Source organism: Nostoc sp. DedQUE05 (assembly GCF_034530955.1).
GTDB lineage: Bacteria > Cyanobacteriota > Cyanobacteriia > Cyanobacteriales > Nostocaceae > Nostoc.
The window spans coordinates 46,852-73,189 of record NZ_JAVRCB010000046.1 but is presented as its reverse complement, the minus strand read 5'-3'; the positions used below and the strand labels follow the sequence as shown (position 1 = coordinate 73,189).

Annotated in this window: 16 protein-coding genes and 2 pseudogenes; 8 read left to right on the top strand and 10 right to left on the bottom strand. The window is 42.4% G+C overall.

Translation table 11 applies throughout. The features are described from left to right. The first annotated feature begins 146 nt into the window (after positions 1 to 146). The 4 genes and pseudogenes from glyQ to RMZ42_RS27700 all read left to right on the top strand — a co-directional run bounded on the left by glyQ (position 147) and on the right by RMZ42_RS27700 (position 5,959). A complete protein-coding gene (gene glyQ, locus RMZ42_RS27715) occupies positions 147 to 1,046 on the top strand; it encodes a glycine--tRNA ligase subunit alpha (RefSeq protein ID WP_322674429.1) in 900 nt (299 codons plus the stop codon). A 690-nt stretch (positions 1,047 to 1,736) separates the two neighbouring features. After that, positions 1,737 to 4,091: a ComEC/Rec2 family competence protein gene (locus RMZ42_RS27710; protein WP_322674428.1), complete on the top strand. Its 2,355-nt coding sequence runs from the start codon at positions 1,737 to 1,739 to the stop codon at positions 4,089 to 4,091. A 45-nt stretch (positions 4,092 to 4,136) separates the two neighbouring features. After that, on the top strand, positions 4,137 to 4,607 hold the full coding sequence (locus RMZ42_RS27705) for an NADAR family protein (protein ID WP_322674427.1): 471 nt from the start codon (positions 4,137 to 4,139) through the stop codon (positions 4,605 to 4,607). 250 nt (positions 4,608 to 4,857) lie between these two features. Next, positions 4,858 to 5,959: pseudogene (locus tag RMZ42_RS27700) on the top strand (tetratricopeptide repeat protein). A 27-nt stretch (positions 5,960 to 5,986) separates the two neighbouring features. On the opposite strand, the gene RMZ42_RS27695 reads toward RMZ42_RS27700, so the two are convergent. Continuing rightward, positions 5,987 to 6,685, bottom strand: a complete 699-nt coding sequence (locus RMZ42_RS27695) for a phosphoribosyltransferase (RefSeq protein ID WP_322674425.1) — start codon at positions 6,683 to 6,685, stop codon at positions 5,987 to 5,989. A 191-nt stretch (positions 6,686 to 6,876) separates the two neighbouring features. On the opposite strand from RMZ42_RS27695, the gene RMZ42_RS27690 reads away from it, so the two are divergent. Continuing rightward, entirely contained in the window at positions 6,877 to 7,557 is a 681-nt protein-coding gene (locus RMZ42_RS27690) for a uracil-DNA glycosylase (protein WP_322674424.1), read from the top strand. A gap of 363 nt (positions 7,558 to 7,920) precedes the next feature. Here RMZ42_RS27690 and RMZ42_RS27685 read toward each other — a convergent pair whose 3' ends face one another. The 5 genes from RMZ42_RS27685 to rpsT form a co-directional block, all read right to left on the bottom strand. Further along, a complete protein-coding gene (locus tag RMZ42_RS27685) occupies positions 7,921 to 11,967 on the bottom strand; it encodes a DNA-directed RNA polymerase subunit beta'' (RefSeq protein ID WP_416211841.1) in 4,047 nt (1,348 codons plus the stop codon). 90 nt (positions 11,968 to 12,057) lie between these two features. Next, on the bottom strand, positions 12,058 to 13,935 hold the full coding sequence (locus tag RMZ42_RS34815) for a DNA-directed RNA polymerase subunit gamma (protein ID WP_416211840.1): 1,878 nt from the start codon (positions 13,933 to 13,935) through the stop codon (positions 12,058 to 12,060). A gap of 90 nt (positions 13,936 to 14,025) precedes the next feature. Then, positions 14,026 to 17,325 (bottom strand): DNA-directed RNA polymerase subunit beta, encoded by a 3,300-nt coding sequence (gene rpoB, locus RMZ42_RS27680; protein ID WP_322674423.1) that lies wholly within the window; start codon positions 17,323 to 17,325, stop codon positions 14,026 to 14,028. A 902-nt stretch (positions 17,326 to 18,227) separates the two neighbouring features. Then, a complete protein-coding gene (locus RMZ42_RS27675) occupies positions 18,228 to 19,013 on the bottom strand; it encodes a TatD family hydrolase (protein WP_322674422.1) in 786 nt (261 codons plus the stop codon). Positions 19,014 to 19,124: 111 nt separating this feature from the next. After that, a complete protein-coding gene (rpsT, locus tag RMZ42_RS27670; protein WP_322666272.1) occupies positions 19,125 to 19,421 on the bottom strand; it encodes a 30S ribosomal protein S20 in 297 nt (98 codons plus the stop codon). A 744-nt stretch (positions 19,422 to 20,165) separates the two neighbouring features. Between rpsT and hisD the strand changes: the two genes are divergently transcribed. Further along, complete coding sequence (hisD, locus tag RMZ42_RS27665; protein WP_322674421.1) at positions 20,166 to 21,464, top strand: histidinol dehydrogenase; 1,299 nt, start codon at positions 20,166 to 20,168, stop codon at positions 21,462 to 21,464. A gap of 365 nt (positions 21,465 to 21,829) precedes the next feature. Further along, positions 21,830 to 22,255 (top strand): universal stress protein, encoded by a 426-nt coding sequence (locus tag RMZ42_RS27660; RefSeq protein ID WP_322674420.1) that lies wholly within the window; start codon positions 21,830 to 21,832, stop codon positions 22,253 to 22,255. Positions 22,256 to 22,368: 113 nt separating this feature from the next. Here the strand turns inward: RMZ42_RS27660 and RMZ42_RS27655 are convergent. The 4 genes and pseudogenes from RMZ42_RS27655 to RMZ42_RS27640 all read right to left on the bottom strand — a co-directional run bounded on the left by RMZ42_RS27655 (position 22,369) and on the right by RMZ42_RS27640 (position 25,425). Beyond that, positions 22,369 to 24,514, bottom strand: a pseudogene (locus tag RMZ42_RS27655) (peptidase domain-containing ABC transporter). Between the two features lie 214 nt (positions 24,515 to 24,728). Then, complete coding sequence (locus RMZ42_RS27650; protein WP_322674419.1) at positions 24,729 to 24,896, bottom strand: hypothetical protein; 168 nt, start codon at positions 24,894 to 24,896, stop codon at positions 24,729 to 24,731. 75 nt (positions 24,897 to 24,971) lie between these two features. Next, entirely contained in the window at positions 24,972 to 25,148 is a 177-nt protein-coding gene (locus tag RMZ42_RS27645) for a hypothetical protein (protein ID WP_322674418.1), read from the bottom strand. Between the two features lie 94 nt (positions 25,149 to 25,242). After that, positions 25,243 to 25,425: a hypothetical protein gene (locus RMZ42_RS27640; protein ID WP_322674417.1), complete on the bottom strand. Its 183-nt coding sequence runs from the start codon at positions 25,423 to 25,425 to the stop codon at positions 25,243 to 25,245. Between the two features lie 245 nt (positions 25,426 to 25,670). Here RMZ42_RS27640 and RMZ42_RS27635 point away from each other — a divergent pair, with 245 nt between their 5' ends. After that, entirely contained in the window at positions 25,671 to 26,321 is a 651-nt protein-coding gene (locus RMZ42_RS27635) for a biotin/lipoyl-binding protein (protein WP_322674416.1), read from the top strand. Positions 26,322 to 26,338: the final 17 nt, after the last annotated feature.

Genomic DNA, 26,338 nt, shown 5'->3' with positions numbered 1-26,338 from the left:
TATTCAATATAGCGAACCTAATTCTTTGTGTCAACTATTTTTCCCAAAATATTTTGGACTGTTTTTCTGTCTCCTGAAACTGCCCACAGTGCCGGGTTCTAGGCAACAATGGTTTATGCACTGTGTTGACTAAGGATAGAACAAGCGTGAATTTTCAGTCGGTAATAAGTTTATTGCATCATTTTTGGGGCGATCGCGGTTGTCTTATTGCCCAGCCCTACGATATTGAAAAGGGAGCTGGTACTAAGAATCCTCAGACTTTTTTAAGAGCATTGGGGCCGGAACCTTGGGCTGTTGCTTACGTTGAGCCTTGTCGTCGTCCTACTGATGGACGCTACGGCGAAAACCCCAACCGCTTCCAACACTATTATCAGTACCAAGTTCTGATTAAGCCATCCCCAGATAATATTCAGGAGATTTATCTTGATTCGTTAAGAGCTTTAGGTATTCGTCCTCAAGACCACGATATTCGGTTTGTAGAGGATAACTGGGAAGATGCAAGTGTGGGAGCTTGGGGTACTGGGTGGGAAGTATGGTTAGATGGGATGGAAGTTACTCAATTTACTTACTTCCAACAATGTGGAGGAATTGATTGCCGTCCGGTGTCGATTGAAATTACATACGGGTTAGAGCGGCTGACAATGTATCTCCAACAAGTAGAAGCATTTACTAAGATCCAGTGGACAGACAACATTACTTATGGAGATGTTTTCCTGCAAAGTGAGATTGAGCAGTGCACATACAACTTTGAAGCGTCAAATCCTGAGTTGCTACTGACATTATTTAATTTGTACGAGCAGGAAGCTACCCAATTGACGGAGCGAGGATTGGTATTGCCTAGCTTAGATTATGTAATGAAGTGTTCGCACACATTCAATCTGCTGGATGCTAGAGGTGTGATTTCTGTGACGGAAAGAACTCGCTATATTGCCAGGATTCGGCATTTGGCTAGGAAGGTAGCTCATTTATATGTTGAGCAAAGGGAGAAGTTGGGTTTTCCTTTGCTCAAAGATACTGTAGGTTCAACAGGAAGCCCAATATCCTAAAGGGTGCGGCTATACATGAACTAAGTACTAGTTTTGTGTAAAATAGTAGCGTTTTTGAAGCCAGAGTAACGGAAAAACAAAGGCAAAGTACGCAGAGTCATGGCAAATTTAATTCACTATGATTTTGTGTTTTGTTTATATTTGTGCCGCTGAGGTTTAAGCTAGGTATATTTTTTTGATGTGGCTTTTGCTAAAGGACAGAAAGACGGTTAAATATTGAATCTAGAACATTAAAGCTACTAGGACTTACGCATCGTACATAAGTACTAAACACAATTTGGGTATTTTAGCCATGTTTTGCATCCAGCGATCGCAAATGTCGGAATAAATCAGGGTTATCTGAAGCCTCTGAAAAGACTAAATACCGTAGTACACGTTTTGGTTGATTTGTATAGTGCGTAAGTCCTAGCTACTTAAAGCTACAAGGATAAGGCCCGCCTGTGCGGGCTTTGTTTATATAAACTTGATGGACTATACTCACCACAAGTATAAAAACTTTTCGCTGTTGCTGATTTAAAGAAATAAAAAGCTCACGTAGAGGTGCTCCAAGCACTGATAATAAGAGTTTGGAATATTTTATTTTTGAATTTCATAACAAAATTCAGCAACGCGGATTTTTCTTTATTGCTGCCCTATCTATATTTAAACTATCTGCAAACTCGGATTGCCAGGTGCTTTTACAAAAATCTTATGATTCAAACCAGTGGTGTAATTATTTGTCTTAGCTACATTTTTGGCTTGCTGCTTACAGGAGTTCCTTGGGGTGGTGTGGGGATTTTGGTTCTGGGGATAGTGGGAGCAATTCTTTTTAGAAGACGCACCACATTACAGCAATTTGCTCAGAAACCAGAAAATGCTGGAAGCAAAAATAAGGGAGTGCCTAATACTTGGCAAACTATTCCCCATCCTCGAATATGGGTAGCTGCTGGCTTAGTAGGATTATTAGCAACTCTATATTTTCAATGGCGAATACCACAACCGGGTGCAAAAGATATTAGCCAGTTTGTGCCGCCTGGAAATAGCAGCAATCAAGAACAACTTGTGATTGTACGCGGCGAAGTGGCGAGTAATCCTCGCTTAACTCGCAGTCAGCGAGGACAATTTTGGCTGGAAACGACTCAGTTAGATGAAGTTAAAAATAATAAAGGTTCAGCAGGTATCCCACAAGGTGTTACAGGCAAATTGTATGTGACAGTCCCTATACTTCAGGCTACTGGGTTATACCCTAGTCAACAAATTGCCGTGACTGGGATTTTGTACAAACCAAAGGCAGCTTCCAATCCTGGTGGTTTCGATTTTCAGAAGTTTCTCAAGCAAGAAGGAACGTTTGCCGGTCTAATTGGGCGACAAATAAATGTTTTGGAGCCGGAACGCAAATGGGGATGGTGGCAAATTCAGGAGCGAATTGTGCGATCGCAAGTTCGTTGGTTGGGTATCCCTGAAGGGCCTCTTGTCAGTGCAATGGTGTTGGGAAGCAAAGCTGTTGATTTACCCTACGATATCCGAGACTTATTTGTACAAGCCGGATTAGCTCATGCTTTAGCAGCTTCTGGGTTCCAAACTTCTTTGATTTTGAGTGTGATTTTACAGCTAACGAGGCGAGCAAGAAAAGGAACGCAATTTACTCTTGGCTTTTTGGCTTTAATGATTTTTCTGAGTTTAACAGGTTTTCAACCTGCGGTTCTCAGAGCCGTAATTATGGGTTTTGCGGCATTAGTTGGTTTACTCTTAAAAAGAAAAGTAAAACAGTTCGGCTCATTACTATTAGCAGCAACTCTGTTATTGGTATTTAATCCTCTATGGATTTGGGATTTAGGTTTTCAATTGAGTTTTTTAGCAACACTAGGATTAGTTGTAACAGTACCCGCATTAGTCAATCGCCTAGCATGGCTACCACCTGCGATCGCTGCTTTGATTGCTGTTCCCCTAGCTGCCACTATTTGGACTTTACCTGTGCAACTTTTTGTCTTTGGAGTTGTACCATCTTATAGTCTGTTGCTGAATGTGATTAGTACTCCATTAATTTCAATCATTAGTATAGGTGGAATCATCAGTGCGTTAGTAGGTTTAGTTTGGACTGACGCCGGAAGCTTCCTGGCAGGGGTATTACATTATCCTACTGATTGGTTAATTAAACTAGTAGATTTTTTTAGCAATTTGCCTGGAAATTCTGTTGCGGTGGGCAGTATATCTACTTGGCAGCTTTTGGCGGTTTATATACTAATTATATTGGTCTGGTTAGTGCGTTGGTGGCAAAGGCGGTGGTGGTTTGCTAATCTGATTGCGATTGGTTTAGTATTCATCCCACTTTGGCATTCTAAAAATACATTGTTTAGGATAACAGTCTTAGAATCGGGGACAGAACCAATTGTAGTCGTTCAAGATCGAGGTACTGTAACTGTCATTAACAGTGGCGATCAAGGGACAGGACGTTTTACAATATTACCGTTTTTACAACAGCAGGGTGTAAATCAAATAAATTGGGCGATCGCAACTGATTTTCAAGGTAACGAAAGTAATGCTTGGTTTGAATTAATGCAACGTTTACCAATCAATAATTTTTATGAATATTCACCTCAAACAGATAATTCTATTACAACTCAGGCTATTCAACAGGAACTACAAAAACATCAAGGAATTTATCAACCTTTGGGAGTTGGTCAATCTGTGAAAGCTGGCTCGATAGTAGCGCAATTAATCAACGACCAATTACCAATTTTACAATTGCAAATTTTAGATCAAAATTGGTTATTAGTAGGTAATGTTAAATCTAAAGAGGTACAGCAACTAGTAAAAAATGGAAGTTTGCCTCGCCCGCAAGTGCTTTGGTGTGCTCCTGAGTCATTAAAAGATTTAGTGATTGCTTTGCAACCACAAGTAGCGATCGCTTCTTCTGCCAACTTTGATCCAAAAACTTTATCTGAACTGAATCAAAGCAAAACTAAACTGTTCTTTACAGGGCGAGATGGAGCTATTCAATGGACTCCTAATGGTCAGTTTGAGGCATTTATTGAATCAACAGAAAATAAATCATCTATTTTATAAAAAACTTACAAATTCAGTAAATTCAAAAAAAATATATCAAATTTTATGACAATTTATTTTTATAGTACTCGTGAAGAGTATGGCTGCTTCTCTAACTTTTCGTCTCACGGCTTTGAATTAGATGGATTGTATTGGTCAACTAGCGAACACTACTTTCAGGCGCAAAAGTTTGTGGGTACACCTCATGCAGAACAAATCCGCCTAGTTAAAACACCTAAAGATGCAGCAAGAATGGGGCGTGAGAGAACGCGCCCCTTACGCCAAGATTGGGAACAGGTTAAAGATGATATCATGCGGCAAGCTGTGCTGTGCAAATTTCAAACTCATACAGATATTAGAGATATTTTACTTTCTACAAACAATGTAGAAATTGTTGAAAACTCGCCTATCGATTTCTACTGGGGTTGTGGAGCTGATGGGAGTGGTAAAAATATGCTAGGAAAAATTTTAATGGAGGTACGGGATATTCTGCACCATACATACAAAACAGATATTGATAATAAAACTATTAAATAAACTTGTCAAAAATAGTTTTTTAATCAAACTATTCTAGACGTAGAGAACACGAATAGATAACAAATAGAGACGATCGCAAGCTATATAGTTATTACTCTTCGTGAGCATAAATCTGAAAGCCTCAATTAACCATCGCTATATATAACTCTTACCTCTCCTAAACTTATGCTGTGGTAAAGCGGACTGATGAAAGATGCGCCCTGGTTTTGGGAACACTAGATTTAGCACCAGACTTCACAAGAAGAAGTTGATGTCTAAAGGCGAATGGAATAACGAGCTCGAAAAATACAGTTCCTTTGCAATTACCCATAACATACCTAAAACCAGTGAAGCGTAATACAATTACCCATGAATTTGACTCTGGTTCACAAGCAGAAATAATATCTCTACAAGAAAGTGATGACCATTTGTCAGAAGCGTCCAAGCTACTAAGGCAAGGAATTCAACAGCAGCAAGGTGGCGAATTAATAACGGCTATGAAGTCTTTACAACAATCCTTGGGGCTGTTTCAGGCAGTTGGCGATTTAGAAAAACAGGCACAGGTACTTTCTTTTTTAGGATTGGTAACTTACAGTGCTGGAGACTACAAAGGTGCTATCTCTTACTCCCAACAGTGTCTGTCTTTGCTTAATAACACCTCAGATTTAGCATTGCAGATGCAAGCACTTTCCCATTTAGGAAATGCATACCGTCATTTGAACGATCATAACAAGGCTATTGAGTTTCTAGAAAAATGTTTGAAAATAACGCAAAAGTTGCAAGACAAACGCAGTCAAGTCGCGGCACTCAATAATTTGGGATTGGTGTATAAAGCTTTAAGTAATTTTACACAGGCTATTGAGTATCAACAGCAAAGTCTAGAGATTGTGCGGGAACTCAAAGATCATTGGGGCGAAGAACAGGTACTCAAGAATTTGGGTAATGCTTGGTATGCTTTGAACAATTACTCAAAAGCGATCGCCTATTATGAGCAGTGTGTAGTACTATCACGCTCCTTAAAAAATGTCCGCAGTGCTTCTCAGGTGCTAAAGAATCTGGGCAATGCTTGTTATGCTTTAGGTGATTATACCAAAGCGATTAAGTATTATGAAGATCGATTGCAATTAGCTAGACAAATTCAAGACAAGCGTAGTGAGGAACAGTCTTTAAGTAGTTTAGGAGTTGCTTGTGAAGCTTTGGGTGACTACAACAAAGCAATTACATATTATGAAGAACGTTTGCTGTTAGCTAGAAATATCAAAGATCGTCGCAGTGAAGAACAAGCTCTTGCCAGTCTGAAAGTCGCTTGCTACGCGTTGGGTGATTATGCCAAGGCTATGCAATATCAGCAGGGAACATCTTCAAATAGTTAAAAAGCAAGATTGGAAAACAATTCAAAATTACTCGTACAGATCAATTCCCCCGATTGTCTTTTGTTGTTGGAGATATACGAGAACTTCTAATGTATCTACTTGGGGAAATTCTGCGTAAAAATTACTCACGCTCCAAAAAGGTTCGGGTGTTTCCAAAACTATCGTGCGATCGCCCCACTGTTCTAACCAAGGTAGCAATTTTTGTGGCGCTACTGGAGTACATAGCCAAACTGCTGCTGGAGAAAGCGCTCTCATAGCAGTTGCTGCTACCGCTATTGTCATACCTGTAGCAATACCATCATCAATTAAGATCAACGTAGCATTCTCTGCATTTACTTGCGGACAAGTAGGAATTAATTGAGCCTCAAGAGATTTAGCAAGGTTTATCGCTTTATTTAAAGCTATTTCTCGCCACCGCGCATCATGTTTGGAGCGAAATAGCTTTTGATCGGCCCAAAGAACATTTCCAGAAGTCGTCACTGCACCAATTGCTAACTCTGGGTTTTCTGGATGGCTAATCTTTTTTGCCACAACAATTGTCAACGGACAATCTAAAAGACGTGCTATTGGTGCTGCTACTGGTACACCTCCTCTTGGCAAAGCATAAACAATTGGTACAGGCTTTACCCCAGAATTAATAGTTTGCTGAGTCAAAACATTATGAATTACTCGCGCCAATAACTCACCTGCATGGGTACGATCGGCGAAAAGTGGGGTCTGTGACATGGTTTCCCCCAGCATCTTAGGACGGCAATGCTTTTATCATGACTGAATTTTGTCTCAAATTAACTGATACAATAAGATTTGTATAAATAATTAAGTATTCAGCAAAAGTTTATTGTTCTGACAAATATCCAATCAAAAGGCTATTTAACTCAGATATAACAGCTGGCGCTGATGCCAAAATCCTGATTTTCATGAGCAGCGAAACCCAACTCAGCCTCTTCGACGACTCAACTTTTAATCAACGAGAACTGATTCCTACAGACGCGAAAATTCCGATCGCTCCCGGAACTTATTCTGATATAACGGAGTTGACACAGCATTGCGATCGCTGCCACCGTTGTGCGTTGGGAGACACTCGCACTCATGCTGTTGTCGGACGTGGCAATCTCAAAGCACCAATTATGGTTGTGGGAGAAGCCCCAGGTCAAAATGAAGATGAAACGGGTTTACCATTTGTAGGCAGATCGGGACAATTGCTGGAGAAAATTTTGGCATCGGTGAATCTGACTACTGAGCATGATGTATATATCGCGAATATCAATAAATGTCGCCCACCAGATAATAGAGTTCCCACTCCTGTAGAAGTAGCGGCTTGTTTACCCTACCTATTAGAACAAATTCGCTTAGTTGACCCTAAAATAATTCTGTTAACGGGTGCAACTGCTGTCAAAGGTATCACTGGCGATAAGCGGGGGATTACGAAAATTCGCGGCCAGTGGCTAGAGTGGGAAGGGCGTTTATGTATGCCAATTTTTCATCCTTCTTACTTGCTGCGTAATCCTTCTAAAGAAAGAGGTGCGCCAAAATGGTTGATGTGGCAGGATATTCAAGCAGTGCGTGCTAAGTTAGATGAAATTCAAAATAACAGCTAATGCTTAATCCCCTCTTTTTGTAGGGTTATGATTCCCAACATCTTTTCAATTATTCAGTTCGTTGCTATCCTGGTTGGAAAGAAATTCTCAAGGTAATACCTAAAGTCTTCTTAAGACGACTAAATACAAGATTTTAAGCGATGTAAATGACTAGACTCTGTGAAACAGAAAATTTCAGTCTATTGATTGCGATCGCTTATTTTAATTGAATACGACGACTTGCTCGTTAGGGGTAAAACTGAAACTAGCGCACCCCTTGCCAAGGGGTGCGCTAGCATGGGTGAGGTAGTTTGATTATTGGTAATTGGGCAGACTCGATATTACCTTTTACCTTTTACCTTTTAGACGCGAAATTTCAAGTCTCTATTCGTCGTCGAAATCATCTTCGTCGTCTTCCTCTTCTTCCTCGTAATCGTCGTCGTCTACTACTTCGTCAGCAATTAATTCGTCTTCTTCATCTAGAATTGACCTTTCTGCACGTCTGCTGCCAAAGCCAGATTCTCCAAGAGTAGGAGAATCTAAATTATAGTTGCGAGCTGTGCGATCGTCTAAGACCATATCTAGGGGATCGTCAACTTCATCTAACACACTACTGGTAATTTCAGCAGCATAGTCATCGATCGCTCCTGGTTCTTCATAGGTATTGTATCCAGTACCAGCCGGAATCAATCGCCCGATAATCACGTTTTCCTTTAATCCGCGCAGCCAGTCAGATTTGCCTTCGATAGCGGCTTCAGTGAGTACCCGTGTTGTCTCTTGGAAGGAGGCAGCGGAAATAAAGCTGTCCGTGTTCAACGATGCTTTGGTGATCCCCAACAATACTGGAGTGTACTGTGCCCTAGCACCGCCTGTAATTGCCATAGCTTCGTTTACCTGCTCGACTTGGCGCAGTTCTACCAATTCGCCAGGAAGCATTGTGGTGTCACCACCATCATCAATCCTGACTTTGTTGGTCATCTGGCGAACAATCACTTCAATGTGCTTATCGGAAATATCAATACCTTGAGACTGGTACACCATTTGCACTTCATTCACTAAGAAGGTTTGTACCTTCTGTAAAGCAAGGCTAGCACAAGCATAGATTCCATCTTCAGAACCCAAGCTAAAGAAGATTTCCAAAATTTCATGAGGATTGGATGGGCCATCAGTCAACGGTTGTCCTGCTAATACTGTCGAGCCATCTGGCACAATCAAATTTTGTCCTGGCCCCAGAGGATAATCTGTCACCACGCCATTTGATTCTACGACCTTAATAGCGATCGCTTCATCACCATCACCATAAACCACCTTAACTTCTCCGCCCCGCCGACATAAGATGCACGCTTCTTTGGGTTTACGAGCTTCAAGTAATTCCTCAATCCGAGGTAAACCTTGAATGATATCTCCGGTTTTGGCGCGTTCAAACACTAGCAACACCAAGTTATCACCTCGTTGTACCAAATCGCCGTCTTCTATCTGCAACACAGCACCAGGGCTGACTCGATAAGGGCGACCGATACGGGTAGTAATAACGTAGTTTTTAGTACTCAAAGCTGATTCCCCACCAGATGCAGCAGCGACGCTTTTAATATCGACTACTTGTCCTGATTCTGGGGCAAAAACTCCAGGAGCAACTTCTGTACCTTCTACTAGCAAATCACCCACTTTTACCTTTGGCTGAGTACTAGTATTAATAGGAAGCCTGTCAGCGTCGCGCAACACCAAACAGCGACGCACGTTTTCGGTTCCTTTTTGAACACCTCGTACTTCCCCGCCTTCTTTACACAAGATTTGGGTACGTGCGACTACAGAACCTGGGGCGATGGTTAACCCATCGTGTACCTCAAGTGTCGTCTGGGTACTACCTTGGGTAGCATCAGCGGTAATGTCTCTACGAATTACCAAGGATTCCAAAATCACTAGTTGTAAACGTTGAACTTCTGGGTCTTCGGTATCCTCTACTAATTCAATATCTGCTGCTAGGGGCGAAGCATTATGGTCTTGTTCCCCTTCTTGCTCAATTTCCAGCACTAGCTGGGTTCGTAGCAGTTCCACACCTTCAACAGATTTGACACGTTCTGAATCTTTATAAGGTAGTCGCTGCACCGCTCTTAATTGAATCGATCGCCCGGTTTGTTGACTTACCGATGTAGTTGATGGCACATCTGGATTATCAGGGACGGCAAACTCAACTACTGGACGGCTCAATAAGGCGGGTCCTTCTGGTGTCTCTACATACTGGATGTAACGCAATTCTCTGGCGACATTGCCTTGGAATTCCTCACCTGGTTGGATGAAGGTGTTATCTCGCCCGATAACTGATTCGGGATCGTCCACCATCAGTAGTTCCCCTGGCTTAACTACAACTTCCCGCAGGATATCGTTTTTCTGGGTAACTTCTATCACACCACTGTTTTGGCAGAAGATATCTTTTACTACCTCGGTGCCAGCTTCGACAAACTGACCGTCTTCTACCAACAGCAAGGAGATATCTTTATTAACTTCGTGGCTTTCTTCGGGAATCCATAAAAGAGTACCGCCTTGCACGACTTCATAACCTAGCTTGGCTTTGCCTTTTTTCTGGACTTCTACACCCGCAAATTTTAGGAAACCACCAGTGGTTGTCCGATAGCGATCGTCGATTAACTCAGCTACCACTTGACCATTTTGCACTTTTGTGCTTGGTGTAGCCCGCAGGTTAAATACTTGGTTGTTACCAGTGGAAACTAAGTAGTTATTACGCCCTTGGGAACTTTGGACTGTCACTGTTGCTTGGTCTAGTACCACAGAAGCAGTGATAATTTCAATTTCCCTGGTACTCTTACCTGGGGTAGCTTCTGGCAACCGCACCACACCGCCGTGCAAACTGGTTAACTTGGTTTCTGCTAAAACTCCATTAGAGGCGATCGCATCACCATTTTTTACTACCAATTCTGCACCAGGCGGCAAGTTGTAAACTTCCCCAGACAAAATCCAAATCAAGCCACCGCGTGCGGCTGTGGTTGTGGTATTGCCTTGACGATCAGTTTTTTGTTCTGGAACTACTTCAGCAAATTGCACTTCCCCTGCTAAGTCAGAGGCTACATCTTTAACTGCTTTTTCTGTATTAGTCCGAGTTGTGCGTCCACCAAGGGCAACCTCTGCCAACAACTGACCTTGTTTTACCTTATTTCCATCAAATACATATAGTGTTGAACCTTGGGTAAGGTGAACCTCTTGGTTCTCTGGGGTAACATCACCTACTTTTGTTGGTTCCAAAAGCATGATGCCATTAGCCTCAATATAAAGGGCATCTTCCCCGTGGCGGGTACGATATGTTCTGGTCTTCAGTTTGCGGGGAAGCTTAACAGTCCCATCGATTTTAGAACGAACTTGTTGCGCCACTTCTCCAGTAAACACCCCACCTGTGTGGAATGTCCGCATGGTTAACTGAGTACCAGGTTCGCCGATACTTTGGGCAGCAATAATCCCCACAGCTTCGCCCAAATCTACCATCTTGGCGTGTGCCAAACTCCAGCCGTAGCAGTGTTGACAAACGGAACGTGCGGCTTCACAAGTTAGGGGCGATCGCACCACAACTTCTCTCACCCCAGATTTTTCAATTTTCTTCGCCAAATCCTCAGAAATTGGGGTATTACGTGCTGCAATCACTTCTTTTGTTACTGGATGCACCACATCTTCACCAATTACCCGTCCCATCAAGCGGGTTGCTAGAGGAATTAAAGTTTTGGCCCCTTCTGTCATTGGTTGAATTGCAAGACCTCTAGTGGTGCCGCAGTCAAATTCCCGAATAATTACATCCTGGGATACGTCCACCAATCGGCGCGTTAGATAACCAGAGTCAGCCGTCCGCAACGCAGTATCCACCAATCCTTTTCTGGCACCGTAAGACGAAATAATGTATTCCGTCACAGTGAGTCCTTCACGGAAGTTGGTTTTAATCGGCAAATCGATAATTTCCCCTTGGGGATCTGCCATCAATCCCCGCATCCCCACCAACTGCCGCACTTGAGAGATGTTACCCCGTGCCCCAGAGAATGCCATCATGTATACGGAGTTTAAGGGATTAGTCTTCTTGAAGTGAACTACTACTTCATCCTTCAAGGCTTCACTAGTACCATTCCAAGTATCGATTACCTTTTGGAAACGTTCTACTTCCGTGATTTCGCCCCGTTGGTAACGGGTTTCAGTGGCGCGAATTTCTTCTTCGGCTGCTTCTAAGAGCAATCGCTTAGTTGGTGGCACCATCAAGTCATCTACACTGATGGAAACCCCTGCTTTGGTAGCGTAGCGAAATCCTAAATCTTTCAGTTTGTCCGCCATTACTGCGGTTCGCGCCGTACCATAATATGTAAAGGCCCAAGAAATTAAATTTCTCAGTTGACCTTTATCAACCACCCGATTGCGAAAAATCATTTTTTCGTTAGTCATTAGTCATTAGTCCTAAATTAATAATTAGGAGTTAGGAGTTAGGAGTTTGTAATTAATAACTCCTAACTCTTAACTTTTCACTCCTCACTTTTAGCTTGCAAGTGCTTCCTGAATAGCATTATTGTAAATAACGCGACCGGGAGTGGTATATATATACTGAGAAATTACATTGCCTTTAGCGTCTTGTCTGACTCGACGGAACTTATAGAGTAATGTGCGGGTACCATCTTCGTTCTCCGTCACTTTCACGGGTTCTGTATCCGGTTGATCTGATTCTATTTCACCGTCAAACCGCACATATATATAGGCGTGCAAGTCAACTTGCTCCTGCTGGAAAGCCATAATTACATCCTCTAGTGAAGAAAAGTACTTTCCTGCGCCTTTTGTTGCACCGGGATTTTCTGCTGTTAAGTAATATGCCCCTAACACCATGTCTTGGCTAGGCGTGATAATGGGTTTACCTGTGGCTGGTGACAAAATATTATTAGAAGCCAACATCAATAACCGCGCTTCAGCCTGACTTTCTAACGATAATGGGACGTGTACCGCCATTTGGTCGCCGTCAAAGTCGGCGTTAAACGCTGGACAGACGAGAGGATGAAGTTGAATCGCTCTACCTTCTACTAAAATTGGTTCAAAAGACTGAATGCCCAAGCGATGCAATGTTGGCGCCCTGTTTAGCATCACAGGGTGTCCTTCAATCACCTCTTCCAGCACATCCCAAACACTGGGATCGTTACGGGATATCAGCTTTTTCGCAGCTTTGATGTTATTTACCATCCCGCTACGAATCAGGCGGTTAATCACAAATGGTTGAAATAGCTCAATTGCCATTTCTCTAGGCAAACCGCACTGGTGAATTTTCAGTTTTGGCCCGACGACAATAACCGAACGCCCAGAATAGTCAACCCGTTTACCTAACAAGTTTTGTCGGAAACGTCCTTGCTTACCCTCAATAATGTCGGACAAAGATTTTAGAGGTCGATTATTTGCTCCTACCACAGTGCGTCCCCGACGACCATTGTCAATCAAAGCATCTACTGCTTCTTGCAGCATCCGCTTTTCGTTCCGCACAATAATCTCAGGTGCCAAAATTTCTTGCAAGCGTGCCAAACGATTGTTGCGGTTAATTACCCGCCGATACAAATCATTTAAATCGCTGGTGGCAAACCGTCCGCCATCTAGTTGCACCATTGGGCGCAAGTCGGGGGGAATCACGGGAATAACTGCCATTACCATCCATTCTGGTTTGGAACCAGTGGCGATAAAATTGTCAATTACCCGCAGTCGCTTAATTAACTTGGCTCTTTTTTGCCCCTTGGCATTACCAATTTCTTCGCGTAGGCTTTCAGCTTCTTGTTCTAAATTAATATCGGCAAGCAAGCGCAACAGTGCTTCAGCACCAATGCCCACCTCTACGCCTTGCAGCTGAGAATCTTCGCTATAAATTTGGTCTTCTATTTCCAACCACTGATCTTCACTCAGTAGCTGTTTGTAAGTTAAAGTTTCGGCATTACCTGGACTCAGGACAACATAAGAGTTGAAATAAACAATCTGCTCGACATCCCGTAAGGGCATATCTAACAAGATGGAAATATAGCTAGGAATGCCTTTGAGATACCAAACGTGAGCTACTGGTGCGGCGAGTTTAATATAGCCCATGCGGTGGCGACGCACGCGTGACTCGGTGACTTCTACCCCACAGCGTTCGCAGACAATACCTCTATGACGGACTCTTTTATACTTGCCACAATGGCATTCCCAATCTTTTGCTGGCCCAAAGATGCGCTCACAAAATAAGCCATCCATCTCTGGCTTGAGAGTTCGGTAGTTAATCGTCTCTGGTTTGGTAACTTCACCAACTACCTGACCATTAGGCAATGTTCTCTCGCCCCACTGACGAATGCGTTCAGGGGAAGCCAAGCCGATTTTTACGTAGTCAAACTGATTAGTTTGGGCAGGTCTCATATTTAGTCATTAGTCATTAGTCATTGGTCATTGGTCATTAGTCCTTAGTCTTTTGCTAATGACAAAGAACTAAGGACTAATGACTATTGATTATTCGTCGTCTTCTAGCGATTCGCGAGAAAGAGATTCATAAGTTGGTCGAGGAGGTGTACGACGGGCTGATTGGTCTGCCATCAAATCGACTTCCACATCTAGGGAACTGCCGTCTGCTTGAGTTTCTACCTTGTGTACGGCAATATCTAACCCCAATGATTGCAGCTCACGCATTAGCACCTTAAAGGATTCTGGAGTTCCAGGTCGAGGAATTGCCTTACCTTTAACGATCGCATTTAACGCTTCATTCCGTCCTTGCATATCGTCAGATTTAACTGTGAGCAATTCCTGTAAGGTGTAAGCTGCACCAAAGGCTTCCAATGCCCACACTTCCATTTCTCCAAACCTCTGACCACCTTGTTGTGCTTTACCACCCAAGGGTTGCTGAGTCACCAGTGAGTATGGGCCTGTAGAACGGGCGTGGATCTTATCATCCACCAAATGCACCAGTTTCAGCATATAAGCCACACCAATGGTAATTGCTCGGTCAAAGGGTTCACCTGTACGACCGTCATACACCATGATTTTGCCTGGGTTATCTGGGTTATATACCCAGTCTTTCCCTGTTTCGTCTCGTGCTTCTTGCAATTTGCCATGTACGATTCGGCGAGATGACTCTTCCCCATACATTTCATCAAAGGGAGTAATCTTAAATCGCACTCCCAAGGTTTGACCAGCCCAACCCAACAGGCATTCAAATACTTGTCCGACGTTCATCCGACTGGGTACGCCCAAGGGGTTGAGTACAATGTCCACTGGTGAACCATCGGGCAAATAAGGCATATCTTCTGCCGGTAATATCCGAGAAATAATCCCTTTATTACCGTGGCGTCCTGCCATTTTGTCACCAACTTGGATTTTACGTTTTTGAGCTACATACACCCGGACTACCATATTGGCTCCTGGTGGCAGTTCATCGCCTTGTTCGCGAGTAAACAAGCGCACATCAACTACGCGGCCTTTTTCACCGTTTGGTACTCGCAGAGAATTGTCTCGCACATCCCGTGCTTTCTCACCAAAGATGGCACGTAACAGTTTTTCTTCTGGCGGTTGGTCAGATTCACCTTTTGGTGTGACTTTTCCTACCAAGATATCACCAGCTTCTACCCATGCCCCAATGCGAATGATTCCCTGTTCATCCAACTGGCGCAAGGCATCTTCCCCGACGTTGGGAATTTCTCTGGTAATTTCTTCTGGCCCCAGTTTGGTTTGTCTAGCTTCAATTTCATATTTTTCAATGTGAATTGAGGTGTAAACATCATCCTGCACCAGTCTTTCAGAGATTAAAATTGCATCTTCGTAGTTGTACCCTTCCCAAGGCATATAGGCAACGACGATATTTTGTCCTAGCGCCAATTCACCACCTTCAGTGGAGGAGCCATCAGCCAATACCTGACCAGCAACAACCCGTTCACCAATGCGGACGAGAGGTTTCTGATTTAAACAGGTGTCTTGGTTGGAACGTTGATACTTGGAAAGGATGTATTTAATTTCGGGGGTGTTAGGTTTAGGACGGACGCGAATTTCTGTAGCATCTACATAAGTAACATCGCCATCGGTGCGCGATACAATCACCATCCCAGAGTCTCTTGCTCCTTGGGCTTCCAAACCAGTACCCACCAAAGGACGCTCTGGTTTGAGTAGGGGGACTGCTTGCCGTTGCATGTTCGATCCCATCAGCGCTCGGTTAGCGTCATCATGCTCCAAGAAAGGAATCATGCTGGTTGCTACCGACACAATCTGTACGGGAGATACTGCTACGTAGTCCACCTGTTCTGGTGTTGTGGTGGAAAATTCTTGGCGATACCGGACTGGTACTTGTGGACCAATAATGTGCCCAGTTTCATCTACAGGAATGTCTCCAGGAGCAACCCGTAGGTCGTCTTCTTCATCGGCTGTCATGTAGGCTGGAGGTAGATCAAATCTAACTCGCCCATTTTCTACAGGTCTAAATGGTGTTTCTAAGAAGCCGTACAGATTTACCCTTGCATGGGTTGCCAAAGAGCCAATCAATCCGGCGTTTGGACCTTCTGGTGTCTCAATGGGGCAAATGCGTCCATAGTGACTAGGATGTATATCTCGCACTGCAAATCCAGCGCGTTCGCGGGTTAAACCACCAGGACCAAGGGCACTCAAACGGCGTTTGTGGGTCAGTTCCGCCAGAGGATTGGTTTGATCCATGAACTGACTTAACTGACTGGAACCAAAGAATTCTTTAATTGCTGCTACCAATGGTTTGGGGTTCACCAAGGAAGCGGGAGTTAGCACTTCAGCATCGGATACCGTCATCCGCTCCCGAATGATTCTTTCTAAGCGGTTTAACCCTACCCGCACTTGGTTTTGGAGCAATTCACCGACGCTTCTCACCCGGCGATTACCTAAATGGTCAATGTCGTCAATATTACCTATATCATATTCTAGGTTGATTAGGTAATCTACAGCTGCCAAGATATCGCCAGGAGTTAACACGCGCATTGTGTCGGGAACAGAAAGGCGCAATTTCTTGTTGAGTTTGTACCGTCCAACGCGACCAAGGTCATAACGTTTTGGGTCAAAGAAACGAGAATCTAGGAGTTGTTGTCCACCTAATACTGTGGGTGGTTCACCAGGACGCAGTTTCCGATATAACTCCATCAGGGCTTCTTCTTCAGAAAACTGCCCTTCTTTTTCGATGGTTTTTTGGAAATACTCTGGATGGCGTAAGGCATCAAAGATTTCGTTGTCTGATAACCCTAAAGCTTTTAGTAGTACCTGCGCTGATAGTTTGCGGGTTTTGTCAATCCGTACCCACACCAAATCGTTACGGTCTGTTTCAAATTTCAGCCATGCACCCCGGTTGGGAATTAAGCTAGCTGAATAAGTACGCCGCCCGTTTTTGTCGATTTCTGATTTGTAATAAACCCCTGGCGATCGCACTATTTGGTTGACAATTACCCGCTCGGCTCCGTTAATAATAAACGTGCCGCGATCGGTCATTAAAGGCAAATCACCAATGAATACCTCTTGCTCTTTGATTTCCCCGGTTTCCTTATTAATCAACCGTGTGGGAACATACATTTGCACAGCATAAGTACTATCCCGCCGTTTGGCTTCTTCGACGCTGTACTTTGGCTCCTTGAGTTTGTAGTTATGACCCAAAAAGTGCAGTTCTAATTTACCCGTATAATCTGTAATAGGACTAAAGGAGTTCAGTTCTTCTATCAGCCCTTCTTCTAAAAACCAGCGAAAACTTGAGCGCTGGATTTCAATCAAGTCGGGCAATAGAAAGGCGGGTTCCATATATGTTTCTTTAGTCATGCCTCTTCCTTTGTCAACCTGGTACAATTTTCCCTTGGACACTGCTTTTTGACGCTTCCCACTGCTAGCCAGTGTCCTTAGCTGTTTGGGAACTTTTTCTTAGACACTTGTAATTTATGGGTGTAGACTCCAGCGATTAAATCTGGCTGGAATGAGCAATTTTGACAAGGAAGCAATCACCCCTAATAGGGACTAAGTAATAGGCACTCGGTACTATGAAATCGGGGGAAAACTTGCTGAAAGTCTTTTCCTCCTGCATCTCATACCGAATGACGCCAGTTGCTTGTCTAGCCGCAGACGCTATGCATAGCTTACTTCCTCGAAGCGGTACAAGTTGCCAAAGCCACTCAAAGCACTGGCTTCCCAATGCCCATTTCAAAAAGAATATCCAGTTAAAATATTCCTGAATTTGATTTACTTTCTTCACTTCCCCTCCAAAAAGCGCGTTAATTTGCTGACGCAGCTCTACACAGTGTGTTTGAAATCCACCCCGCTGTTGATACTCTCAGTGATATTCTTAGATATCCTAAGACTGAGGGAACGATCCGCACCTTGTCGATTTTGAATCAGAATAACTTCATTTTGCTGGATTATACTCACAAGGCAATTTTTCTTTAACGATTTTGAATAGGTTCAATACACACTAAACAGATGTTGTGCAAAAGTCTAGCTCAATTTAGGTTGGTACGGTTAGTAATGCCTGGAGAGCATCCACTTGTAGAGATTTTGAGGATGGGCAAGCCATAACAGTATGGAAAATTTAAGATGAAAAGTTTTATGCTCCTTCCTCTATTATTATGGCGCAAGCAAAATCTTTTTGAGGCAATAATATTAGCATATTTTTGTCCCCCTCTAGGTTTATTTTTTTTAACACAACTTAACAAAAGATACTAGGACACACTTTATATTGACAGACCGAATAATTCACAAGCATTTTGGGTGGTTTGATGAGCGATCGCCTCTACCGTTTCCTGACGCAGTTTAGCTACTTGCTCGGCTACATAAAGTACGTAGGCAGGCTCGTTGCGCCTCTCGCCCCGTTTCGGAACTGGAGCGAGAAATGGGCAGTCTGTTTCAATCAGTAGGCGATCGCTACTCACCATCGCCGCAGAAGATTGGATCGCTTTAGCACTTTTGAATGTCACTGTTCCGCTAAAGCTGATATAAAAGCCTAAATCGAGAAACCATTGAGTTTCTTCAGGTGTTCCTCCCCAGCAATGCATCACACCCCGCACTCTTTCTCCTTTGAGTTGCCGCCATTTTTGCAACACTTCTTTGGTTGCCACCGCAGCATCACGGCAGTGGATAATCACTGGTAAGTTTAGTTCAGATGCGATCGCCAACTGGGACTCAAACACCAGATACTGTTGCTCATAGTTATCAGCTTTGTAAAAATCCAGACCCATTTCCCCAATTGCTACCACTTTTGAGTCAGAACTCGCTAAAGTTTTGATTTTCTCAGCTGTCTCGCTATTCCATTTATCAGCATCTAAAGGATGTAATCCTACAGCAAAACTAATCTCAGGAAACTCTTGGGTTATAGATTGAATACTGGAAAACTCCTCCGGGTGAACACAGGAATGCACTAAACGCACTACACCTGCTTCTTGCCACCGCGATCGCACTATTGCTAAATCCGGCTGAAAACTATCAAAGTTGAGATGTACGTGCGTGTCTATCAGTTGCATCTTTTGTCCTACCCTGCGGGAAGCCGCTGGCGCGTCTATGTTGTTTGTCCTTCGTCATTTGTCGTTTGTTTTGTTACCAATGACTAATGACTAAGGACAAATTACCAATGACTACTCAGCTGTTTGTGTGAGGGGTTTTAGTCTGTGAGCCAATCTGGATTTTTTCCTTGCCCCATTATTTGGGTGAAGAACACCTCGTTTGATCGCCTTATCAATTTTCCCATAAGCCTCGGATAACCGAGCCTGTGCTTCTTGTTTTAATTCTGGGGTAGGATTAGCTGTATAAGCAGCTACAGCATTGAGATATTTTTTCATCAGCGTCTTGACTGCTGATTTGTAAGATTTATTACGCAGTCGGTTACGTTCTGCGATTTGGGCACGCTTAAGAGCAGACTTTGTATTCGCCACAGTCAATTCCAAAAATACGATTATTAATTATGTACACACACTACTAGACTTACTAATATAGCATTCAAATTGCCAATATTATAATTTCCTAAAAAAATTATGGAATTAGGTATTGGTGGGCATGAATGAAGATCGTCATTACATTATTAGTATTAGTTCTATAGTCTATACTCGCCAATTCAGTATTTCGTCAATTGAGGAAATGCGTTAAACTAAAATACATCTAAATAAATTTCACCCTAACCGATTACAACCTGATTAAGCAATGTGATTGCCAATAAATATAATTTGTCCGTAAACCAAATGTATTATTTAGAGGCAGGAACTGTAAAGAGCTAAATCTCAGGGGTTGTCAAGTATAGAACCAATATATCGTGCCTGTACACACATTAATTAGTAAAAGTTAGGGAAATAAGTAAAAATTATACTCCAACCATAAGCCCTGTAAATTCAGAGGATTGGATGTGTAAACATACCATCTGCATCCCCAAGGATTGAGGGAAATGGTGTAACGGGAGTGGGAAATGGCACACCTGCTTCCTACCGCTAGCCAGTCAAGGCTTGTCGGATTGAGCAATTAAGTCGCCTTCTCAAGCAAACTATACGCTGGTAGCCTTGAGAGTATCAAAAAAATCCAGGTTAAGCTAGAGAAGAGAATTAGAGTCAGCTTGCACACCCCAGTGGGTCAAGAGCAATACTAAATCTCAGGTGGCAATATTATAATTTTGGCATTGTCCTTACTCCATGCTGCGAATTATTACTCAGCAGGCAGACGTTAGAGCAGAACTACAACGGATCTGCGATCGCACCCATGACGAACAGGTACTTCACAAAGAAGCGACGGTGCGGGAAATTTTGCAAGCAGTGAAGCGCCAAGGCGACAAAGCTGTATTGCATTACACGGACGAATTTGACAAACAAACCCTGAAAGCAGAAGAACTCAGAGTTACAGGCTCGGAATTGGATGCAGCCTATCAACAGATATCAAAAGAGTTGTTGAATGCAGTTCGGCTAGCTTGCCGCCAAATTGAAGCGTTTCATCGTCAGCGAGTACCAAAAAGCTGGGTACACTTTGGTGACGATGAAGTAGTACTGGGCAAACGCTACACCCCTGTAGACCGAGCCGGGTTGTATGTGCCTGGTGGCCGTGCCGCCTATCCCAGTACAGTGCTAATGAATGCAATTCCGGCTCATGTTGCTGCTGTACCGCACGTGGTGATGGTAACACCACCAGGGCCAGGGGGTGCTATTAACCCAGCAGTCTTGGTAGCTGCCCAAGAAGCAGGGGTGCAAGAAATTTATCGTATTGGGGGCGCACAAGCGATCGCCGCTTTAGCTTATGGTACAGAAACAATTCCAAAAGTGGATGTGATTACTGGCCCTGGTAACATTTATGTCACCCTAGCGAAAAAACTTGTCTATGGCATCGTTGGCATTGATTCTTTAGCAGGCCCTAGCGAAGTGCTAGTGATTGCCGATGAAACCGCAAATCCGGTGCATGTAGCTGCTGACTTGCTAGCCCAAGCCGAACACGATCCAATGGCGGCAGCAATTTTGCTGACGACAGATGCGGCTTTGGCGAAAAATGTGCAATTAGCTTTGGAAAGACAGCTAGTCGATCATCCACGGCGAATAGATACAGAAAAAGCGATCGCTCACTACGGTTTGATTATCCTTGTGGAATCGCTCCAAGCCGCAGCAGAACTCTCAAATGAATTTGCCCCCGAACACCTGGAATTAGAAGTCAAAGACCCTTGGGCACTTTTACCACAGATTCGCCACGCTGGGGCAATCTTTTTGGGTTACTCAACACCAGAAGCTGTAGGAGACTATTTGGCAGGTCCTAATCATACCTTGCCAACTTCTGGTGCTGCCCGCTTTGCTTCGGCATTGGGTGTTGAAACTTTCCTTAAACATTCTAGTATTATTCAATACTCCCAAACCGCACTGCAAAATGTGGCTGGTGCCATAGATGTGCTAGCAACAGCAGAAGGTTTACCTTCTCATGCTGATTCAGTCCGACGCCGAATTCAGCAAGAATAGTGATTTGGAATGCTTAATTTTTTATCATAACTGGAAGTTTGGATAACGATACCTACGGTAAGCTACGCTAAAGCACACCATTTGCTATCCTACCTTCAGCTATTTTTTAAGCACGAGTGGGGCATTGCCGACAGTAGTTGCTGGGAGAGGGTTTTCCTCTCTCAAAAACTCGTGAAAAGCTTCTCCAGAAAAGTTGCTACAACCCGTTCGTATGATGAAAGTGGCGTAAAACTAGCTGACCTATGGCGTAGCCTCAAATATCTAAACTTAAGTTGTCAAATAAAAAATTAGTTTAGTGTCACTGCCGACTAATTTTGCTAGATACTTATGTATGTAAGGGGTCTACTCTTTAGGAGACGAGAGCAGTGCTAAATAGTGTTTTGGTAGCTCTGGATGGTTCGGATATTTCAGAACGAGTAATTCAAGCTTTAGATAGTTTGGTGTTTTCAAAAGACGCCAAGGTTATTCTGTGTCATGTGTTTCTCACCCCAGAGTCAGAAATGGAACTACCTGCCGATCGCCCTCAGCCAGAGTCCCCAACGTTTTCTTATTTTCATATTGAAAAGCAACTGCAATTATATCAGGAAAAGTTATCAGCCAGAAGTGAGTTAGAGTTAGTAACTGGCGATCCCGCTGAAGAAATTATTCGTCTTGCCAATATTTATAAAACTGACTTGATCGTAATTGGCAGTCGGGGCTTGATGGGGATGAAACGAATTGTTCAGGGTTCTGTTAGCAGTCAAGTTGTAGAAGAGGCTAATTGTTCAGTGTTAGTCGTCAAACCAAGGTAAAAATTTAAAAGGGGAAGCATGATTATAGCCACCCCAAAACTAGCCTTTGAAGAATACCTGAAATATGATGATGGCACTGATATACGCTTTGATGGCTGAAGATTAAAAGTAATTTAAGGATTTAAAAAATCTAAATGCTCACCTGGTTGGTGGCGTAACTTCTTTAGAGACGCTTGTATTTTCAATTTACCTTGATCTAACAGTACAATCCAATCAGCCCGATTGATGACTCTAGGGCGGTGGCTGATCAGAATTGTGGTTTTGCCTTGACGGTAAAAGAGCAGCTTATCTAAAACCTCTGCTTCACTCACAGGGTCGAGTCCCGCAGTTGATTCATCTAAAATCAAAACTGGTGGTTTGTTTACTATAAGCGCGTGCGATCGCCAGTCGTTGCCTTTGCCCGCCAGAGATATTCGCGCCAAATTCACCTAAAACGGTTTGATATTTATCGGGTAGCTTGCTGATAAAATCATCAGCCCCCGCAATTTGACAAGCGGTAACAATTTCCTCAAAAGTGACGTGAGGCGAACCTAAACGGAAGTTTTCCAAAATTGACCGACTCCAAAAGTGTGCTTCTTGGGGAACCAAAATAACCTGTTGACGGAGACAATCTAAAGAAAGGTCTTGTAGATTATAAATGCCAATACGAATATTACCAGATTGAGGCGGATATAAGCCAGCAATCAGTTTCGACAGCGTACTTTTACCACAGCCGGATTTACCAATGAGGGCGGTAACTTTACCACCAGGAATAGCCACGGAGAAGTCTTCTAAAAGGTCAACTCTACCTGCGTGATGAAAGTTTATATTTGTACAAATTATGTGGGAATTATCAATAATTTTAGCAAAAGGCTTTTTAGTATCTCTTTGATTTTCTGGTGTAGCATCGATGACTTCTGTGAGGCGTTGGGTTGCAGTCTTAGCTCGGATTAATTCATCATTAAACCTTACTAACTCACTGACTAAATTTAGAACATTCTCAACCATACCATTGAAGGCTAATAATTGACCTATACTGATTTCATTGGCAATCACTAAGTTGCTGCCAAACCAAAGCAAGCTGACACTACCAAGAGCGGAAACTAAACCAGAGAAAGTATTGTTAATAATCCCAATTTGCATAGTGCGAAAGGTGAGATTTGCCACTGTGCCAAAGCGACTTTGAAATTCTTCCCAGAATTGAGGCGCTGCGGTAGTAGTTTTGAGTGTGAGTGCGCCTTTAAAACTTTCCACAAGAACGCCTTGATTTTCTGCCTCTGATGCGAACAAATTACGAGTTTTTTGTCGTAGTGTGGGCTGAAAAACTAATGTAGATAGCATCATTAGAGGAAGTATTAGGAGAGAAATAATGGTGAGCTTCCAACTATAAAAAATCATGAAACCTAGAGAAACAAAGGCAATAAATATACTTGCAGGAAGTGAGCTAATTACTTGTGAAACTAATTGATTAATTTCTTGAATATCTCGTAATCTACTGACAATCTCACCACTACGGCGTGATTCATAATATGAAAGCGGTAAGTGCAGAATTTGTCGTCCAAATTCTAGAATTAAACCTAATTCTAAGCGTTGAGCAAAGTGAGCAATCAAGTTAGATTGCACTAATCTGAGGCTACTGCTAACAATATTCATTACTACAACAGCAATAACTACAGCATTTAGTAATTTGATATCACCTCTGACTAACACATCGTCAGTAAGAATTTGAATAAGAAATGGGGAAGCCAAAGAGAGTAAACCCAAAACTAAAGTATAAAGCAAGGCTTGAGCAATAATGCCTCTATAAGGTAAAACTCGCTGAATAAATTGTCCAAAGCCGCTAATTTTATCTTCAGGTTGGACAAAAAAGCGAGTTGCATCAGGCTCTAATAAAAGTATTACCCAGTTCGTCCAAGCCTCGGCTAACTCTTTTTTGGAAAGATAACGAACGCCTACGGCTGGATCGGCAATTACATATTTTCCGCTTTTTTGACCATACAAAACAACCCAGTGATACCCCATCCAGTGAATGATTGCTGGTAATGGTGCTTCATTCATTCTATTGAGTATTTCAGGTGATGCTTTAACTGTGTGAGCATTTAATCCCAGTATTTCTGCTCCTTGTCTTAAATCTAATAATGTAGTTCCTTGTTGTCCAGTTCCTACTGCTTCGCGGATACAATTAATGTTGAGATTACGTTTATAATGTTTGGCAATAGTAGCAAGACAAGCAGCACCACAATCTTCTTCGCTATGTTGTAAAACATTTGGATAATTCATTAAACATACTCTTATATCACGAAAAAATAGCTTCATATATGTTGTTTAAAAAAAAGTTTTTATCAACATATATAAAAAATAACAAATTAGATTAAAAAAGGCTCCTGTATTTTTACAGGAGCCTTTTTTAAATTGAGTCAAAAAAGTCAATTATTGCTATTTATTTTGATAGTTGATTTGACTTGTACTTTTAATCATATAAATAGCCCTGTATTTATTCATATTTTGACTTTTGAAAAATATTGGGATTTAGTTTATAATTTTCCTTCAATATTTTATTCAAAAAATTAACAAAGTTAGTAAAAAAGCCACCACCGTTAACTTTTGCTGCCTCTTCAGCAGTGATTTCTGTGAAAAGTTGTTTTTTAGTAATAAATTGCATTTTTTCTCCTTTTTTTTGGTGATACTTTAATTTTTTAGGAGTCTATATGAATCCTAAAAAATTAACTAAAGCATCTTAACGCCAGGGTCTAAACCTATAATAATTTACAACAGTCTGTACTGCTTTATTTGTTTCGTTAATTCTATCGTTAATCCAATTAGTCATTGGCTGAAAAAAATTACCTCCATTTATATTCGCAGCTTCTTCAGCAGTGATTTCGGTAAAAAGTTTTTGATTAGTAGTAGGTTGCATTTTGGAATCTCCTTGTTGAGTAATTAGGAATGATTTAGAGTAAAAATAAATTGTTGATTAAGTAATCATCAGACTTTAAAGTTTTTGGTGGGATTTACTTTCTATTAAAGAAGTTCTTGACACTATCAAATGCCTCCCAGACTGAAACGGCTGTCCAAACCCATCTACCAGCTTTCCAGATAAGTTTCATTACAGTTACCCAGCCGCCACCATTAATAGCAGCAGCTTCTTCAGCAGAGATTTCGGTGAAAAGTAGTTCATTAGTCTTAGATTGCATTTTCGAAAACTCCTTGTTGGATAATTGGAAATAATTGTTCTTCACAAACTATCGTTAAACTTAGCCTCAGCAATTTGTTTGCCTATATCCAATTTATGCAATTGTAAAAAAATACACCAGTAGTTACGCTGAAATCAATAATGATTTAAACCCACGATATCTTCATTAAATTCGCGGTTTTCATGAATTAGGGTTGAATTGCTAAGGTACAGGGAACTATAAAAGACAAGTAATATTAAGCACTCATGATTAGCGACCCTAATTCAGACTTTCTCCGCCCAGTTAAAAGCGATGAATTCCTTCCCCCCATTAGTCTTTGGACAACTCTGGGTGGGCTATTTCTAGTCAGCACTTTTGGTATAGCTGTTATTCTTGCCGCCCTCACCAAGTACAACGTCACAGTTAAAGCCGCCGCTACTGTCAGACCCTACGGTGAAATACGGATAGTACAAGCGAGGATGGAGGGAACTGTTAAAAATATCTTGGTGAAAGAGAATCAAGTAGTGAAAAAAGGAGATGCGATCGCCTACATTGACTCTTCTCAACTCCAAACTAAAAAAAGCCAACTCATCGGGAATATTCAACAAAACCAACAGCAACTGGCTCAACTCAATGCCCAAATTCGCGCTTTAGATGGGCAAATTGCAGCTGAAACTGACCGCAGCGATCGCACTGTTGCTTCAGCCAAAGCAGATATGAATCGCACCCAACGCGACTATCAAGATAGAAAAGTCACCGCTAATAGCGATGTTCAAGAAGCTGAAGCTAATATTAAAATTGCCGAAGATGAATTGCAAAAAGCGCAAACCGATTTACAATCAGCCCAAGCAAATACTAAAGCTACTGAGGCAACATTAAAAGCAGCTATTGTCAAGCGCGATCGCTATAAAACATAGCCCAATCTGGCTCGATT